General features: G+C 70.4%; 14 protein-coding genes. 5 read left to right on the top strand and 9 right to left on the bottom strand.

Features of this window, described 5'->3' with window-relative positions; genetic code table 11:
• The first annotated feature begins 47 nt into the window (after positions 1-47).
• From QF034_RS30225 to QF034_RS30210, 4 genes are all read left to right on the top strand, one after another.
• Positions 48-1,307, top strand: a complete 1,260-nt coding sequence (locus QF034_RS30225; RefSeq protein WP_307177861.1) for a citrate synthase family protein — start codon at positions 48-50, stop codon at positions 1,305-1,307.
• 52 nt (positions 1,308-1,359) lie between these two features.
• A complete protein-coding gene (locus tag QF034_RS30220) occupies positions 1,360-2,304 on the top strand; it encodes a ferredoxin family protein (protein ID WP_307177860.1) in 945 nt (314 codons plus the stop codon).
• A 103-nt stretch (positions 2,305-2,407) separates the two neighbouring features.
• Positions 2,408-4,078 (top strand): sensor histidine kinase, encoded by a 1,671-nt coding sequence (locus QF034_RS30215; protein WP_307177859.1) that lies wholly within the window; start codon positions 2,408-2,410, stop codon positions 4,076-4,078.
• Positions 4,078-4,758 carry a response regulator gene (locus QF034_RS30210; protein WP_307180009.1) on the top strand — a complete coding sequence of 227 codons (681 nt, stop codon included), beginning with the start codon at positions 4,078-4,080 and terminating at the stop codon, positions 4,756-4,758. The genes QF034_RS30215 and QF034_RS30210 overlap by 1 nt, the downstream gene beginning before the upstream one ends.
• Positions 4,759-4,785: 27 nt before the next feature.
• On the opposite strand, the gene QF034_RS30205 is transcribed toward QF034_RS30210, so the two are convergent.
• From QF034_RS30205 to QF034_RS30195, 3 genes are read right to left on the bottom strand one after another with little or no spacing between them, the layout of a single operon-like run.
• The gene (locus tag QF034_RS30205) at positions 4,786-5,847 is read right to left on the bottom strand and encodes an ABC transporter substrate-binding protein (RefSeq protein ID WP_307177858.1); all 1,062 of its coding nucleotides are present in this window, start codon (positions 5,845-5,847) and stop codon (positions 4,786-4,788) included.
• Positions 5,848-5,898: 51 nt separating this feature from the next.
• Positions 5,899-6,762, bottom strand: a complete 864-nt coding sequence (locus tag QF034_RS30200) for an ABC transporter permease (protein ID WP_307177857.1) — start codon at positions 6,760-6,762, stop codon at positions 5,899-5,901.
• Positions 6,752-7,567, bottom strand: a complete 816-nt coding sequence (locus QF034_RS30195) for an ABC transporter ATP-binding protein (protein WP_307177856.1) — start codon at positions 7,565-7,567, stop codon at positions 6,752-6,754. Before QF034_RS30195 ends, QF034_RS30200 begins: the two co-directional genes overlap by 11 nt.
• A gap of 161 nt (positions 7,568-7,728) precedes the next feature.
• Here QF034_RS30195 and QF034_RS30190 point away from each other — a divergent pair, with 161 nt between their 5' ends.
• Positions 7,729-8,424 carry a response regulator gene (locus tag QF034_RS30190; RefSeq protein ID WP_307177855.1) on the top strand — a complete coding sequence of 232 codons (696 nt, stop codon included), beginning with the start codon at positions 7,729-7,731 and terminating at the stop codon, positions 8,422-8,424.
• A 24-nt stretch (positions 8,425-8,448) separates the two neighbouring features.
• Here QF034_RS30190 and QF034_RS30185 read toward each other — a convergent pair whose 3' ends face one another.
• The 6 genes from QF034_RS30185 to QF034_RS30160 form a co-directional block, all read right to left on the bottom strand.
• Positions 8,449-10,041, bottom strand: coding sequence for a monocarboxylic acid transporter (locus QF034_RS30185; protein ID WP_307177854.1), 1,593 nt, complete (start codon positions 10,039-10,041; stop codon positions 8,449-8,451).
• Positions 10,038-10,598, bottom strand: a complete 561-nt coding sequence (locus tag QF034_RS30180) for a DUF485 domain-containing protein (protein WP_307177853.1) — start codon at positions 10,596-10,598, stop codon at positions 10,038-10,040. The genes QF034_RS30185 and QF034_RS30180 overlap by 4 nt, the downstream gene beginning before the upstream one ends.
• 69 nt (positions 10,599-10,667) lie before the next feature.
• A complete protein-coding gene (locus tag QF034_RS30175; protein WP_307177852.1) occupies positions 10,668-11,351 on the bottom strand; it encodes a response regulator transcription factor in 684 nt (227 codons plus the stop codon).
• Positions 11,348-12,499 carry a sensor histidine kinase gene (locus QF034_RS30170; RefSeq protein ID WP_307177851.1) on the bottom strand — a complete coding sequence of 384 codons (1,152 nt, stop codon included), beginning with the start codon at positions 12,497-12,499 and terminating at the stop codon, positions 11,348-11,350. Before QF034_RS30170 ends, QF034_RS30175 begins: the two co-directional genes overlap by 4 nt.
• Positions 12,496-13,020, bottom strand: a complete 525-nt coding sequence (locus tag QF034_RS30165; RefSeq protein ID WP_307177850.1) for a DUF1453 domain-containing protein — start codon at positions 13,018-13,020, stop codon at positions 12,496-12,498. Before QF034_RS30165 ends, QF034_RS30170 begins: the two co-directional genes overlap by 4 nt.
• Positions 13,021-13,665: 645 nt before the next feature.
• Positions 13,666-15,789 carry a DNA gyrase/topoisomerase IV subunit B gene (locus QF034_RS30160; protein WP_307177849.1) on the bottom strand — a complete coding sequence of 708 codons (2,124 nt, stop codon included), beginning with the start codon at positions 15,787-15,789 and terminating at the stop codon, positions 13,666-13,668.
• Positions 15,790-15,956 lie beyond the last annotated feature (167 nt).

Genomic DNA, 15,956 nt, shown 5'->3' with positions numbered 1-15,956 from the left:
AATCAATACATCAGTCAATGGGCCGCTAGACGGATACGGTGACCTCCATGCGCGATCAAGAACCCGCCCCCCTCGACGCGGAACGGCGGCTGAGCACCAAGGAGGCCGCCGAGCTGCTCGGCGTGAAGCCGGAGACCGTGTACGCCTACGTGAGCCGCGGTCAGCTCAGCAGCCGGCGGGTGACCGGCGGCCGGGGCAGCACCTTCGACGCCAGGGAGGTCGAGGCGCTCGCCCGGCGCAACCGGCGGGAGAGCGCGGGGGGTTCCCCCTCAGGCGGCGAGTTGTCCGTACGGACCCGCATCACGCTCATCGAGAGCGACCGCTACTACTACCGCGGGGTCGACGCGGTCGACCTGGCCACGCGGCACACCTACGAGGAGGTCGCCGAGTGGCTGTGGACCGGCCGGATGCGGCCGGGCAGCACGTTCACCGCGCCGGCCGCCTCGGTCGCCGTCGCCCGCCGCGCCGTCGACGCGCTGCCCGGACACACCGCGCCCACCGACCTGCTGCGCGTCGCGACGATCGCCGCCGCGACCGCCGACCCGCTGCGCTTCGACCTGTCCGAGGACGCCGTGCTCGGCACCGCGCGCACACTGATTCCCACGCTGGTCTCCGCCCTGCCTCCGGCGTGGCACGACCGCCGTGACGAGGGCCCCCTGGCCCACCGCCTGTGGACGCGGCTGTCGGCGCACAAGGACCCCGACGAGGCGTCCCTGCGCGCCCTGGACACCGCGCTCGCCCTCCTCGTCGACCACGACCTGGCCGCCTCGACTCTCGCGGTGCGCGTCGCCGCGTCGGCCCGTGCCCACGCCTACGCGGCGGTCTCGGCCGGGCTCGGCGTGATCGAGGGCCCGCTGCACGGCGCGGCCAGCGGTCTCGCGCACCGGCTGCTCCAGGACGTGCTCGACCAGGGCGACGCGGCGCCGGTGATCGCGGACGAACTGCGCGCCGGCCGCCGTATCCCGGGACTCGGCCACCGGCTCTACCCGGGCGAGGACCCACGCGCGCGTGCCCTGTTCGCCCTCCTGGAGCAGATCCCGCGCGCGGAACCCTCCCTCCTCGCGGCCCGCGACATCGTCGAGACCACCGCCCGCCACGCCCCGCTGCACGCCAACGTCGACCTCGCGCTCGCCGTGCTCACCACGTCCTGCGGCATGCCCCCGACCGCGGGCGAGACGATCTTCGCGGTGGCCCGTACGGCGGGCTGGATCGCCCACGCCCTGGAGGAGTACGGCGAGCGCCCGCTGCGCATGCGCCCGAGCGGTCTCTACGTGGGTCCGAAGCCGCCGCAGCCACTGCCGGAGTAGCAAGGGCGGGGCCGAAATGAACCGCGGCCCAACTCAGGTTAGGCTCACCTCTGTGCGTACGTGTTCAAGCGTCTCCCGGAACTCCGACGAGCCCGTTCCGGGAACCGCGGCCACCGCGAGGACCTGGCTGTTGCTGGAACAGCCCGGCCCATGGGGTGCCAAGGCGCTCACTTCGAGCCACCTGGACCCCGCGCTGGGCCGCGCCCTGGAGGCGGCCGCGAAGGACACGGGCGTACGGATCGTGCTCATCCGCCGCCCCGGACGCCACGCGGACCGCCGGATGCCCGCCACCCGCCGGGTGTACGCGGCCCACACCGTTCCGGGAAACGTGTGGCTGCACGGCGCCACGACCTCGGATCCCGGGCAGCTCCTCGATCTCGACTTCGCCGCACTCGGCCGGGGCGACCACGGCACCTTCGACGCGGTGCTCGGCGGACGGCCCCACGACGGTGACCCGCTCGCCCTCGTCTGCACCAACGGCAAGCGCGACCGCTGCTGCGCCCTCCTCGGCCGCCCTCTCGCGGCCGAACTCGCCGCGTCCGGGGTCGAGGGCGTCTGGGAGGTCACCCATCTGGGTGGTCACCGCTTCTCCCCGACGGCGCTCGTGCTGCCGTACGGATACGCGTACGGCCGGGCCGAGGCCCACACCCTCAAGGAGGTCCTGCACGGCGCACGGGAGGGGCGGATCGTCGTCGAGGGGTGCCGGGGCAGCTCGGCCTGGGAACGGCCCGGCCAGGCGGCCGAGCTCGCCGTGCGCACCAGGACGGGCGAATACGCCGCGGAGGCGCTGAGCGTCGTACGGACGGCCGGCTCGGCCCCGCGCTGGGAGGTGACCGTCGCCCACGCCGACGGGCGCCGCTGGCGGGTCGAGGTGGCCCAGGGCACGGCCCTGCCGCCCCGGCCGGAGAGCTGCGGAGCGGCGGTCCTCGGTTCGCCCGCGCGGATGGACGTGGTGGCGGTGCGCGAGGTGAGGATGACGACGGCACTCGCGAGCTGACCAGTCCGCCGGCTGCGGTCCCGACCGTCTCCTCAAGCATTGATCAAGAGATCCACGCCACACCCGTTACGGCAGGTAGCCGGCCCCACGTACCTTCTTGGGTATGAGCTCCACTCCCCCCGCACGCCGCCTGCGCCTCGGTCTGCCGCGGCGGGTGTTCTCGCAGGTACTGCTGATGCAGGTGGCGATCGCCGCGGGAGTCGCGGTCCTCGCGACCGGGCTGTTCCTCGCGCCCCTGAGCAACCAGCTGGACGACCAGGCGATGCGCCGCGCGCTCGCCATCGCGCAGACCACCGCGCAGCAGCCGGGCCTCGCGAGGGAAGTGAGGGACACACCTCCCTCGCCCAACGGGCCGGTGCAGCAGGAGGCGGAGCGGATCCGGAAGGCCACCAAGGCCGAGTACATCGTGGTGATGGACTGGCGGGGCGTGCGCTGGTCGCACACCGACCCGAAGCAGATCGGCGGCATCGTCTCGACCGACCCTGGCCAGGCCCTGGCCGGCAAGGAGGTCATGGAGATCGACAGCGGCACCCTCGGCCGCTCCGCCCGCGGCAAGGTGCCGCTGCGCGACAGCGACGGCACGATCGTCGGCGCCGTCTCGGTCGGCATCGCCTACGACAGTGTCCGGGCCCGGCTGATCCACGCGATCCCGGGACTGCTCGCGTACGCCGGAGGTGCCCTGGCCGTCGGCGCGCTGGCCGCGTGGCTCATCTCGCGGCGGGTCCACCGGCAGACCAGGGACCTGGCCTTCTCGGACATCGCGGCACTGCTGTCGGAGCGGGAGGCGATGCTGCACGGCATCCGGGAGGGCGTCGTCGCCCTGGACCGCACCGGTCGCATCCGCCTCGTCAACGACGAGGCGCAGCGCCTGCTGGGCATCGGGGACGGGGTGGTGGGCCGCTCCCCCGACGAGGCGCTCGGCGTCGGCCGTACGGCCGATGTGCTGGCCGGGCGGGTGACCGGCACCGATCTGCTCACCGTGCGGGGCCAGCGGGTGCTGGTCGCCAACCGTATGCCCACCGATGACGGCGGCGCCGTGGCCACCCTGCGCGACCGCACCGAGCTGGAGCAGCTGGGCCGCGAGCTGGACTCCACCCGCGGCCTGATCGACGCCCTGCGCGCCCAGGACCACGAGCACGCCAACCGTATGCACACGCTCCTGGGGCTGCTCGAACTGGAGATGTACGACGACGCCGTGGAGTTCGTCGGCGAAGTGGTCGGTGACCACCGGGCCACCGCGGAACAGGTCACCGAACGCATCGCGGACCCGTTGCTCGCCGCCCTGCTGGTCGGCAAGGCGACCGTCGCGGCCGAGCGGGGCGTCGCGCTGTGGGTGTCGGACCGGACCAGGCTGCCCGACCGGCTGATCGATCCCCAGGGGCTCGTCACCGTCGTCGGCAACCTGGTGGACAACGCCCTCGACGCCGTCGCGGGCAAGCCGCACGCGCGCGTGGAGGTCGAACTGCGCGCCGAGGGCCGTACGGTGATCCTCCGGGTGCGCGACACGGGCCCGGGAATCCCGCCGGAGCACCAGGAGTTGATCTTCACCGAGGGGTGGTCCACGAAGAAGCCGCCCGCGCACCGCGAGCGGGGCATCGGGCTCTCCCTGGTGCGCAGGCTCGCCGAGCGGCAGGGGGGCAGCGCGACTGTCGGCGAGGCTCACGGCGGGGGTGCGGAGTTCACCGTCGTCCTGCCGGAGGCGCTGACCGCGCCGGGTCCGGAACCGGCCCTGACCGTGCCGTCAGCTCCGCAGACCGCCAAGGAGGAGTCGTGATGATCGAGGTCCTGGTCGTGGACGACGACACAAGGGTCGCGCGGGTCAACGCCGCCTACGTCGAGAAGGTGCCGGGCTTCCATGTCGCGGGCGAGGCCCACAGCGCCGCGGAAGCGCTGAGCCGGCTGGAGACGCTGCCCCGGCTCGACCTGGTGCTCATGGACCACTATCTGCCGGACGAGACGGGGCTCGCGGTCGTCCAGGAGATGCGCCGTCGCGGCCACCAGACCGACGTGATCATGGTGACGGCGGCCCGGGACGTGTCCACCGTGTCGGCGGCGATGCGGCACGGCGCGTTGCAGTACCTGGTCAAGCCGTTCGCCTTCGCCGGTCTGCGCGCCAAGCTGGAGGCGTACGCGGAGTTGCGCCGCACCCTCGACGGCGGCGGGGAGGCGGAACAGGCCGAGGTGGACCGCATCTTCGGGGCGCTGTCGGCCCCCTCCGAGCCGGATCTGCCCAAGGGGCACTCCCCCACCACCGCGGAGCTGGTCCGTCAGGCTCTGATGAACGCCGACGGGCCCCTGTCCGCCCAGGAGATCGCCGAACGGACCGGGGTGAGCCGCCAGACCGCCCAGCGCTATCTGAAGCTCCTTGAGCGCACGGGACGGGCCAGGCTGACCCTGAAATACGGCGACGCGGGCCGCCCGGAACACCGTTACGTGTGGGCGACCCGCGCCTAGGCAGTCAGTCCGGGGCCGTTTCGGCTGTCAGCCCGTGGCCTTCTTCGCGAACTCTGTCGTGTAGGTCTGACTCAGGTCGATCTTGGCGTTCTTGATGTTGGGGTTGAACGCCTTGAGCACCTTCTCGACCGTCTCGGGACCGTCCACGGGCATCACGCCGTCCTTCGTGAACATCGGCAACGTGCTCTTGATCGCCTGTGCGTAGAGGGCCTTGTCGCCCTGCGAGTAGTCGGCCGGCATCTTGTCAGCGATCTGGGACGCGCTGTGGGTGGACATCCACGTGAGAGTCTTGACGAATGCGTTGACCAGCTTCTGGACGGTGGCCTTGTGGCTGTTCACCCAGTCCGTCTGCATGTACAGACTTGACGACGGATAGGGACCGCCGAGCGCCTCCTGGGACCCCTGCGGCGTCCGCATGTCGAGAAGAATCCTGCCCGCCTTCTTGTCCAGGACCTGCGCCACCGTCGGATCGGTCGTCATACCGCCGTCGATCGAACCCTTCTGGAGCGCCGAGATGAACGTCGGGCCGGCACCGACGGCGACAGGCGTGAAATCGCTGACGCTCACGCCGTTCTTGACGGCGAGGTACTTGGTGAGGAAGTCGGTCGAGGAACCGAGACCGGTGATGCCGAGCTTCTTGCCCTTGAAGTCCTTGGGCGAGGTGATGTCGCCCGCCGCCTTGGCGGAGACGATCTCGACCTCGCCCGGGGCGCGCGAGAACTGCACGACCGACTCGACCTGCTTGCCCTTGGTCTGGAGGTCGAGGGTGTGGTCGTAGAAGCCGACGGCCCCCTGAACCTGGCCGGAGACCAGCGCCGTCTCGGCCTGGACGCCGGCGGGCTCGCTCAGCAACTGCACGTCGAGTCCCTCCGCGTCGAAGTAGCCGAGCCGCTGGGTGAGCATGGCGGGAAGGTAGATGACCTTGTCCAGGCCACCCACCATGATCTTGACGTGCTCGCCCTTGCCGCCGCCTCCGCTGCCGGAGCCGGTCGACGCCGTACTGGCGGCGTCGTTGGCACAGGCGGTGAGCGAGGACAGGGCGAGCAGGCCGGCGGCGGCCAGGGCGGCGTATCGGGCGTTGGTGCGCATGGCGGTTCACGTCCTTGTGAAGGGAGGAAAGGGAGGCGTCCGGAGTCGGTGTCAGTGCTCGGAATCCGCGGGCTTCCAGCGGAAGATGCGGCGCTCGGCGAAAGTGAGCAGCCCTTCGGCGAGGAGCGCGACGACGGCGAGGATGACCATCGCCGCGTACACCCCGGCCGCGTTGAAGGTGCCCTGGGACTGCGCGACGAGCAGGCCGATGCCCTTGGTGGCACCGATGTACTCGCCGACGATGGCGCCGATGAGGGCGAAGCCGAAGCTGACGTGGAGGCTGGTGAAGATCCAGGACGTGGCGGACGGGATGACCACCTGAAAGGTCACCCGGCGGTCGCTCGCGCCCAGGATCCGGGCGTTGGAGACGAGGTTCCGGTCCACCTCGCGGGCGCCCTGGAAGGCGTTGAAGAACACCGGGAAGAAGACCAGGACGACGGCCGAGGCGACCTTGGAGGCCGGACCGAGCCCGAACCAGATCACGAAGATCGGCGCGAGCACGATCCTGGGAATCGAGTTGAGCACCTTGATGTAGGGACCAAGAACATCGGCGAGCAATGCGATCCGCCCCAGCGCGATGCCGAGCACGACCCCCGTGACCACACCGAGGACCCAGCCGAGCAGTGCCTCGTAGAGCGTGTACCAGATCTGCTCGCCCAGGGAGCCGAGCGCGGTTCCGTGCATGACCCAGGTGGAGATCTGGTCCCAGATCTGCGAGGGCATGGAGAAGTTGAACGGGTCGATGACCTTGGCTCGGGACAGCGCCTCCCACAGTCCGAGGACCCCTACCAGCAGCAGCGCCCGGACGAGGTTGATCAGGACCTTCCGCCTGCGTGCGGCCCGGGCCCGCGAATGGGCACGGTCCGGTGCCTTGGCCGTTTCCACGACCGGTGTGCTGAGGAGCTCAGGCGACATGGGCGGCACCCCTCTCGCGGGTGATGCGCACCTCTTCGCCGAGGGACTCCCAGATCTCGCGGTAGATCTCTACGAACCGCGGCTCCAGGCGCACCGCCTCGACCTTGCGGGGACGTGGCAGGTCGATGGTGAAGACCTGCTTGACCGTCGCGGGCCCGGCGGTCATCACGACGACCTTGTCGGCCAGCGCGATGGACTCCTCCAGGTCGTGTGTGACGAAGACGACCGAGGCGCGTGTGCCTTCCCACAGTTCGAGCAGCTCGTCCGACATCAGCGCCCGGGTCTGCACGTCGAGTGCCGAGAACGGCTCGTCCATGAGCAGGATCTCGGGGTCGTTGACGAAGGTCGCGGCGAGCGCGACGCGTTTGCGCTGGCCGCCGGAGAGCTGGTGCGGGTAGCGGTCCTCGAAGGCCTCCAGGCCGACCCGGGCCAGCCAGTCGCGCGCCTTCCGCTTCGCCTCCGCCTTGGGCACGCCACGGAAGCGCGGTCCCGCCATCACATTGGACAGCACCGTACGCCAGGGGAAGGTGGCGTCCTGCTGGAAAACGAAGCCGACCTTGTCGCCGACGCCGCGCACCGGCTCCCCGGCGACCGTCACCTCGCCCTCGGTGGGCTCCTCCAGGCCGCTGACCAGGGTCAACGTGGTCGACTTGCCGCAGCCTGTGGGCCCGACGACCGCGACGAACTCCCCACGGCCGACCGTGAGATCCAGGTCCCGGACGGCCGTGTGCAGGCCTCCCGACGGGGTCCTGAACGTCTTGCTCGCGCCCCGCAGCTCAATGGCGGGGCTGGTGTCTGCGCTCATGGCCGGGGACGGTAGGTCCGGCCCGGCAGGCGGCATCAGTCTTGTGAGCGCATACCGTTCTTTTGCTCGCAAGAGCCTGTTGTGCTCGTTTTGCGCGGGATACAAAAACGTAGCCGAAACAAGGGCTTGACGCCCGCATGGCCTTGAGGGAAAGAGGCCCGATGATTGACGTCCTGGTCGTGGACGACGACTTCCGTGTCGCCGAGATCAACGCGAGGTACGTGGGAAGGGTTCCCGGCTTCCGGGTGGCGGCTCGCGCGCACAGCGCTGCCCAGGCTCTGGCGGCGGTGCAGCGCGGAGGGATCGATCTTGTTCTGCTGGACCATTACCTCCCCGACGGGACGGGCCTCGAACTCGTCCACCGCATGCGGGAACAGGGGCACGGCGCCGATGTCATCATGATCACTGCGGACGGCGACGTGGCGACGATCCAGGCCGCCATGCGCCTGGGCGCCCTGCACTACCTGGTCAAACCGTTCACTTTCGCAGCGCTGCACACCCGCCTGGAGTCCTACGCCGCCCTGTGTCGCACCGTCGAGCGGGTCGGCGGCGGCCGCGGCATCGCCGTCCAGGAACAGGTCGACCGGATCTTCAGCGCCCTGCGCACCACCCCGGCCCTCGCGTCGCCGGGGCTGCCTAGCGGCCACTCGGAGCCGACGACGGAACTGATCTGCCGCGTCCTGCACCACGCCGACCACCCGCTCTCCGCCCACGAGGTCGCCGCCGAGACCGGCCTGAGCCGCTCCACCGCCCAGCGCTACCTGCGCCGCCTGGAGCAGTCCGGCCGCCTGCGACTCTCCCTCAAGTACGGCGATACGGGCCGACCCGAACACCGCTACGCATGGGTGGCGCCGTAGCCCTGCGGCCGTGCAGGACCGTCCCTACGCGGCTCCCGCCCCGGTCAGCGACCGCACCTCGGTCTCCGCGTGCTTGGCCTCGTCCGGCACCTCCGCCGCGGTGACCGTGCCCAGCCAGCCCGCGAAGAAGCCCAGCGGGATCGAGACCAGTCCGGGATTCTGCAACGGGAAGTACTGGAGATCGGCGTTCGGGAACAGCGAGTCGGGACTTCCGGAGACCACCGGGGACAGCACGACAAGCACCATCGCCGGGATCAGACCGCCATAGACGGCCCAGACGGCACCGCGTGTGGTGAAGCCGCGCCAGAACAGGGAGTAGAGCAGCACGGGAAGGTTCGCCGACGCCGCGACAGCGAAGGCGAGGCCCACCAGGAACGCGACATTGAGATCCCGCGCCAGCAGACCGAGGGCGATCGCCACCACGCCGACACCGACGGCCGCGACCCGGGCCACGGCCACCTCGCTGCGGGGCTTGCCTCCCCTGCGCCGCAGGGACGCGTACAGGTCGTGGGCGACGGACGCCGAGGACGCGAGCGTGATCCCGGCGACCACGGCCAGGATCGTGGCGAAGGCGACCGCGGCGACCACCGCGAAGAGAACCGTTCCACCCGTGGATCCGGCACCACCACCCAGGTCGAGCGCCAGCAGCGGAACGGCCGTGTTCCCGGATGCGTTCGACCCACGCACCGCGTCCGGCCCCACGATGGCGGCCGCGCCGAACCCGAGCACAATCGTCATCAGGTAGAAACCGCCGATGAGCCCGACGGCCCAGACGACCGAGCGGCGTGCGGCGCGCGCGGTGGGCACGGTGTAGAACCGGGACAGTATGTGCGGCAGCCCGGCCGTACCCAGCACCAGGGCCAGCCCCAGACTGATGAAGTCGAAACGGGAGGTCCAGTCCCCGCCGTATTTCAGCCCGGGCGCCAGAAACGCCTTGCCGTGACCGCTGCGCTCGGCCGCCGTGAGAAGCAGCTGGTCCAGGTCGCCGTGGAAGCGCATCAGGACGAGTACCGTCAGCGCGATCGTGCCGCCGAGCAGCAGGACTGCCTTGACGATCTGGATCCACGTCGTCGCCCGCATCCCTCCCAACGACACATAGATGACCATGAGCGCGCCGACGCCGATGACGGTCCAGGCCCGCGCCGCCCCGCTCGTGCCCCCGAGCAGCAGCGCCACCAGGCTGCCCGCGCCGACCATCTGCGCCACCAGATACAGAACGGACACGGTGACTGAGGAGGTTCCCGCCGCGATCCGTACCGGCCGCTCCCTCATCCGCGCCGCCACGACGTCGGCGAGCGTGAACCGGCCGCAGTTGCGGACCAGTTCGGCTACTAGGAACAGCACCACCAGCCAGGCCACGAGGAAGCCGACGACATAGAGCAACCCGTCGTAGCCGAACAGCGCGATGAGCCCGGTGACCCCGAGGAAAGAGGCGGCCGACATGTAGTCACCCGCGATGGCAAAACCATTCTCCATGGGTGAAAAAAGCCGCCCACCCGCGTAGAACTCCTCCGCCGAACCGCGCCGGTTACGGCTCACCCATGTCGTGATCGCCAGCGTGACCGCGACGAACCCGCTGAACAGGAGCAGCGCCAGCGTCTGGTGTTCATCCGTCATGAGGCCCCGCCGTTCACGCCGCGCGTCAGCTCCTGGGTGTCCCAGCGCAGGTCGAGCGCCGCCCGGTCCCTGCGCAGCCGCGCGTGCCGCGAGTAGCCCCAGGTGAACAGGAACGTGGTCAGGAACTGCCCGAGCCCCGCCAGCAGCGCCACGTTCACCGCTCCTACGACGGGCCGGGCCATCAGCTCCGGTGCGGTCGTGGCAGCCACGACGTAGCCCACGTACCAGGCGAAGAACGCCACGAAGGCCGGCACCACGAACCTCCGGTACTGCCGCCGAACTTGCTGGAAGGCCGCGCTGCGCTGCACCTCCAGATACACATCGGCCGCCGCGACCCCGGTCTCGTCCTCACCGCGTGCCGACGGAACGACGGCCGGAGCCGGCACCCCGGCACCGTCCGACTCGCCCCACCCGGAGGCGAGGGCGTCGTACCACGGATCGTCGTACCTCGGGTCTCCGGCCTCCTCGGCCGGGCCGGGGCCGACATCGTCGAGTCGCTCGACCGGACTTTCCTGACCAGCCCCGTCTCTACGGGGACGGCCCTTGCTTGGCTGCATGCCCAAGGATGGACAGAACGGGAAGATCCCCGACTCTTCTTCCCCTCGCTCTTCACCCCATCAGGTGACTCAACCCGCCGGTGGCCGCACGAGCCCCTTTCCGTAGGCATAACGCACCGCCTGCGCACGGTCCTTGAGCCCTGTCTTGGCGAACAGGTTGTTGATGTGGGTCTTCACGGTCGCGGTGGAGACATGCAGCCTACGGCCGATCTCCTGGTTGTTGAACCCTTCGGCGATGAGCAGCAGCACTTCCGTCTCCCGCACGGTGAGCCCGTCCGGCGCCTCGGGCGGCGTGGCCGGTCTCGTCTCGGTCTCCGTCAGACGCTCCAGCAGCCGCCTCTGAATGCCGGGAGAGAGCCCCGCGTCCCCCGACAGCACGCTGTGCACGGCCCGCACGATCTCCTCACCGCCGGCGTCCTTCGTGAGGTAGCCGCGCGCTCCCGCAGCCAGCGCCGGGAAGAGCGACTCGTCGTCGGCGTACGTCGTGAGTACCACGACCTGCGTTCCTGGGTGCTCCGCGCGAATCCTGCGGGTCGCCTCCACTCCGTCGCAGCGAGGCATCCGCAGGTCCATCAGCACCACGTCCGGGGCGACTTCGGCGACGAGCCGCACCGCCTCCTCCCCGTCCCCCGCAGCTCCGACGACCTCGATCCCGGGCAGCAGACCGAGCAACATCACGATGCCCTCCCGCACCACGGTCTGGTCGTCCGCGACCACCACCCGAGCGGTCTTCCGCTCGGCCTCCTCCGTCATACCGGCACCTTCAACGTCACCACGAACCCCTCCTCACCCGGCCCGGCCTCGAGCGAACCGCCCAGCAGCTCTGCTCGCTCCCGCATGCCCAGCAGACCGTACCCGGCTCCCGTACCGGTCAGCTCGCCCGGCGAGCCGCCCCAGTCCCGCACATCCAGGGTCACTTCACGCGGTTTGTAGGCGAGCCGGAGGCGCACCTTGGCGCCCGGGGCGTGTTTGCGGGCATTCGTCAGAGCCTCCTGAGCCGCTCTGCGCACAGCCTGCGAGGCTTCGACCGGCAGCGCCCTGCGTTCACCCGTGATGGTGATCTCGGCGCCGTCGGTGGTTCCCACCAATTGGTTCAGGAACTCCTCCAGCGGGGTCAGCTCCCCGCGCAGGGCGGAGAGCGCCTGCCGTGTCTCGGCGAGCCCGCCACGCGCCATCTCCCTTGCCGCCACCACTCGTTCGAGAACCCGCTCCCGCTCCCCTCCGCGCTCGATCAGCAGCCGTGCCGCCTCCAGGTGTACGAGCTGGGCAGACAGACTGTGCGCCAGCACGTCGTGGATCTCCCGCGCTATGCGGGCCCGCTCCGCGAGCGCCGCCGTCTCCGCTTCGGCCGCACGGGCGGCCCGCTCCTGCGCGAGCAGCCGCTGGGCGCTGCCGCGGGCCTCGGCGTCCAGGCGCAGCGTGTATCCGGCCAGCGCGAGGCCGACGCCGGTGACCACGGACGTCAGCGGGTCGTCGTTGTTGACGACCCCGAATGAACCGAGCGCCACGCCCGCTGTGCTGAGGGCGACTGCGGGTGGGAGCCGCTCCAACGCCGAGACGGCGCATCCACACCACATGACCAGGGCCGCGGCTTTGAAGCCCGACGTCTGGGCCGCGACGGCGACGCCCTGAAGCAGGGCGAGCGACGCCAGCGACGGCCACAGCCGGTGCTGGAGCGTGGTCCGGAAGAACACCCAGGCGAGCAGTGCCGCCAGAAGCACCCCGCCGGCTCCGGCCACCGCCTTCCAGCCACGCGCCTCGCTCTCGGCGAAGGCCCCCCACATCAGCACGCCGAGGACCAGAGCCCGCACGGTCCAGGCCAGCAGGCACCGGGAGCGTGAGAGTCCCTCGCGGCTGAGCGCCTCGCGGGAAGGCCAGCGTGTCCAGGCGTTCTCCTTCACACACGCTCCTTCCCCGCAGGCGCCATCGTGCTGTCACCGTACGCCCGGCCCGAGCTCAGGGCGGGGTGCAGCAACCGGCCGCGCCAGGCCAGGATTCCGGCCCGGACGAGCAGGGTGCCGGCGAGCCCCAGCAGGAGGGCGGAGCTGTCCTGCTGAACGCCCACCGCGGCGCCGAGCGCGATGAGCCCGGCGCGCAGCCCGATTCCGACGACCCAGACGGTGACGCTCGCCGTGCTGCTCTTGCTCCACACGGTGCCGTCCGGCTCCGCCCATATGCGGGTGGTCCAGGCCCAGCCCGCCCCGGTGGCCAGGCCGACGAGCAGTTCGGCGCCGAGCAGCAGTGCCGAGGCCGTCTGGTGACGGTCGTCGAGTATGCCGGGCTCACGCAGCGCGACGACGGCCAGGATGGCGGGGAGGAGCCACCAGCGGCGCTCGCCGTCGATGGGGGTTGCGCGGAACTGCCGGGCGATCACCAGCATGGCCACGACCACGATCACCAGCACGTCGACGAGCCCGGACATCACGACCTCCGTGAGCGAGAAGGGGATGCCGGCAGCGGTGCCGCCGACGCCTTCGACGTTACGGAAATCGCCAGGTCACGGGATCGGAGCGCGGGTGGATCACGGGTGGATCCCCGACCGGGCGCCTCTCCACCCAGAGGTGGAGGGAGGGTTCGGACACGGCGGCCCGGGCTCGTATGGGAGCCCGTCGCTCTCTGGCCGTCCGCTGAGGCGCAACGGTCAGGCAGGACACAGACCAGGCGCCGACGTCCCGGCTGAGCCGGTCCGAACCGGAACTGCCGGGGCCGGTCCGGGCCGGACCCAACAAGGAACGTTGCCGCCGGACAGGGCCCAACCCACCACGACCGCTGGAGCCGGTCCGGGCCCGACCCACCACGACCGCAGGAGCCGGTCCGGGCCCGACCCACCACGACCGCAGGAGCCGGTCCGGGCCCGACCCACCACGACCGCAGGAGCCGGTCCGGGCCCGACCCACCACGACCGCAGGAGCCGAACCAGGCCCGACCCACCACGACCGCAGGAGCCGAACCAGGCCGGATCAGCACCGCGCTTGCACCACGCAGGCCCAGCACGGCCAACACCCGACCCCGCTCAGCTCACCAGCACCTCGAACCAGCCCTGCCCTGTCACAGCCCGGCGCAGCGGCTACGCGTCGATCCGCGACCGATCCAGCGTGGCCGCGGAGTTGGAGATGAACTCCTTGCGCGGCGCGACGTCGTTGCCCATCAGCAGATCGAAGACCTGCTCCGCGGCCTCCAGGTCGGAGAGGTTGATCCGGCGCAGAGTGCGGTGGCGCGGGTCCATGGTCGTCTCGGCCAGCTGGTCGGCGTCCATCTCGCCGAGACCCTTGTAGCGCTGGATCGAGTCCTTGTACCGGATGCCCTTGCTCTGGAGCTCCATGAGCTTGTCGCGCAGTTCCCGGTCCGAGTACGTGTAGATGTACTTGTCCTGGCCCTTCTTCGGCTGGACGATCTCGATGCGGTGCAGCGGTGGCACCGCCGCGAAGACCCGGCCGGCCTCGACCATGGGCCGCATGTAGCGGTGGAACAGGGTCAGGAGCAGTGTGCGGATGTGCGAGCCGTCGACGTCGGCGTCGGTCATCATGATGATCTTGCCGTAGCGGGCCGTGTCGATGTCGAAGGTCCGGCCCGATCCGGCTCCTATGACCTGGATGATCGCACCGCACTCGGCGTTCTTGAGCATGTCCGTCACGGACGACTTCTGGACGTTGAGGATCTTGCCCCGGATCGGCAGCAGCGCCTGGAACTCGGAGTTCCGGGCGAGCTTGGCCGTACCGAGCGCGGAGTCGCCCTCGACGATGAACAGCTCGCTGCGGTCGACGTCGTCGCTGCGGCAGTCGGCGAGCTTGGCCGGCAGCGAGGAGGACTCCAGGGCCGTCTTACGGCGCTGTGCGTCCTTGTGCTGCCGGGCGGCGATGCGCGTACGGGCCGCGGCGACGGCCTTCTCCATCACGACACGGGCCTGCTGGGCGGCGTCCCGCTTCGTGGACGTCAGGAACGCCTTGAGCTCCTTGCTGACCACGTTGTTCACGATGCGGCGGGCCGCCGAGGTCCCGAGGACCTCTTTGGTCTGGCCTTCGAACTGCGGCTCGGCGAGACGCACGGTGACGACCGCGGTCAGGCCCTCGAGGGCGTCGTCCTTGACGATGTCGTCCTCGGCGACGCGCAGCAGTTTCTTGGTGCGCAGCACCTCGTTCATCGTCTTGGCGACGGCCTGCTCGAAGCCGGCGACGTGGGTGCCGCCCTTGGGGGTGGCGATGATGTTGACGAACGACCTGAGCGTCGTGTCGTAGCCGGTCCCCCAGCGCAGCGCGACGTCGACGCCGAGTTCACGGGTGACCTCGGTGGGGGTCATCTGGCCGTGGTCGTCCAGGACCGGGACCGTCTCCTTGAAGCTGCCCTGCCCGGAGAAGCGGAGGACGTCGCAGACCGGCTTGTCGTTCGCCAGGTACTCGCAGAACTCGCTGATCCCGCCGTCGAAGCGGAAGGACTCCTCGCCCTTGCTGCCGCCCTCGCCGAGCCCGTACTCGTCGCGCACGACGATGGTCAGGCCGGGCACCAGGAACGCGGTCTGGCGGGCCCGCTGGTGCAGGTTCTCCAGGGAGAGCTTGGCGTCCTTGAGGAAGATCTGGCGGTCGGCCCAGTACCGCACGCGCGTGCCGGAGCGGGTCTTGGGGATCTTCTTGGCCTTGCGCAGGCCGCTCTTGGCCTCGAACTTGGCGTCCGGGCCGTTTCCGGCGAAGGCGCCGGGGACACCGCGCCGGAAGCTGATCGCGTGGGTGTGTCCACCGCGGTCCACCTCGACGTCCAGCCGGGCGGACAGGGCGTTCACCACGGAGGCGCCGACGCCGTGCAGACCGCCCGAGGCGGCGTACGAGCCGCCGCCGAACTTGCCGCCGGCGTGCAGCTTGGTCATCACGACCTCGACACCGGAGAGGCCGGTCTTGGGCTCGACGTCGACCGGGATGCCCCGGCCGTTGTCCCGGACCTCGACGGAGCCGTCGTCCTGGAGGATGACCTCGATGTGGTCGCAATAGCCACCCAGGGCCTCGTCGACGGAGTTGTCGATGATCTCCCAGAGGCAGTGCATCAGGCCACGGCTGTCGGTCGACCCGATGTACATACCGGGGCGCTTCCGCACGGCCTCGAGCCCCTCGAGGACGAGCAGGTGCCGCGCGGTGTAGTTGGAACCGTCCCGGTCTGCTCCTGCCAGCAGAGCTGTGGACGGCACGGACGTCTCGGCGGTCACGCGGTTCGCTCCTCGCTGAATTTCAGATGGGGCCCTCATGGGTAAGGGCGCGGCTTCAGTCACCGGTGAGAGGGTACCGAGGCCTGGTAGAGCCGTTGTAACGCCACCCTCGTCGGAAACTCACCCTAGTCCAGACTCGCATGCCTGTTCGATCCCTCGTTGGAGTG

It is taken from the genome of Streptomyces africanus (genome assembly GCF_030816955.1).
Classification (GTDB): Bacteria; Actinomycetota; Actinomycetes; order Streptomycetales; family Streptomycetaceae; genus Streptomyces; species Streptomyces africanus.
This window is presented reverse-complemented; position numbering and strand designations above follow the sequence as displayed.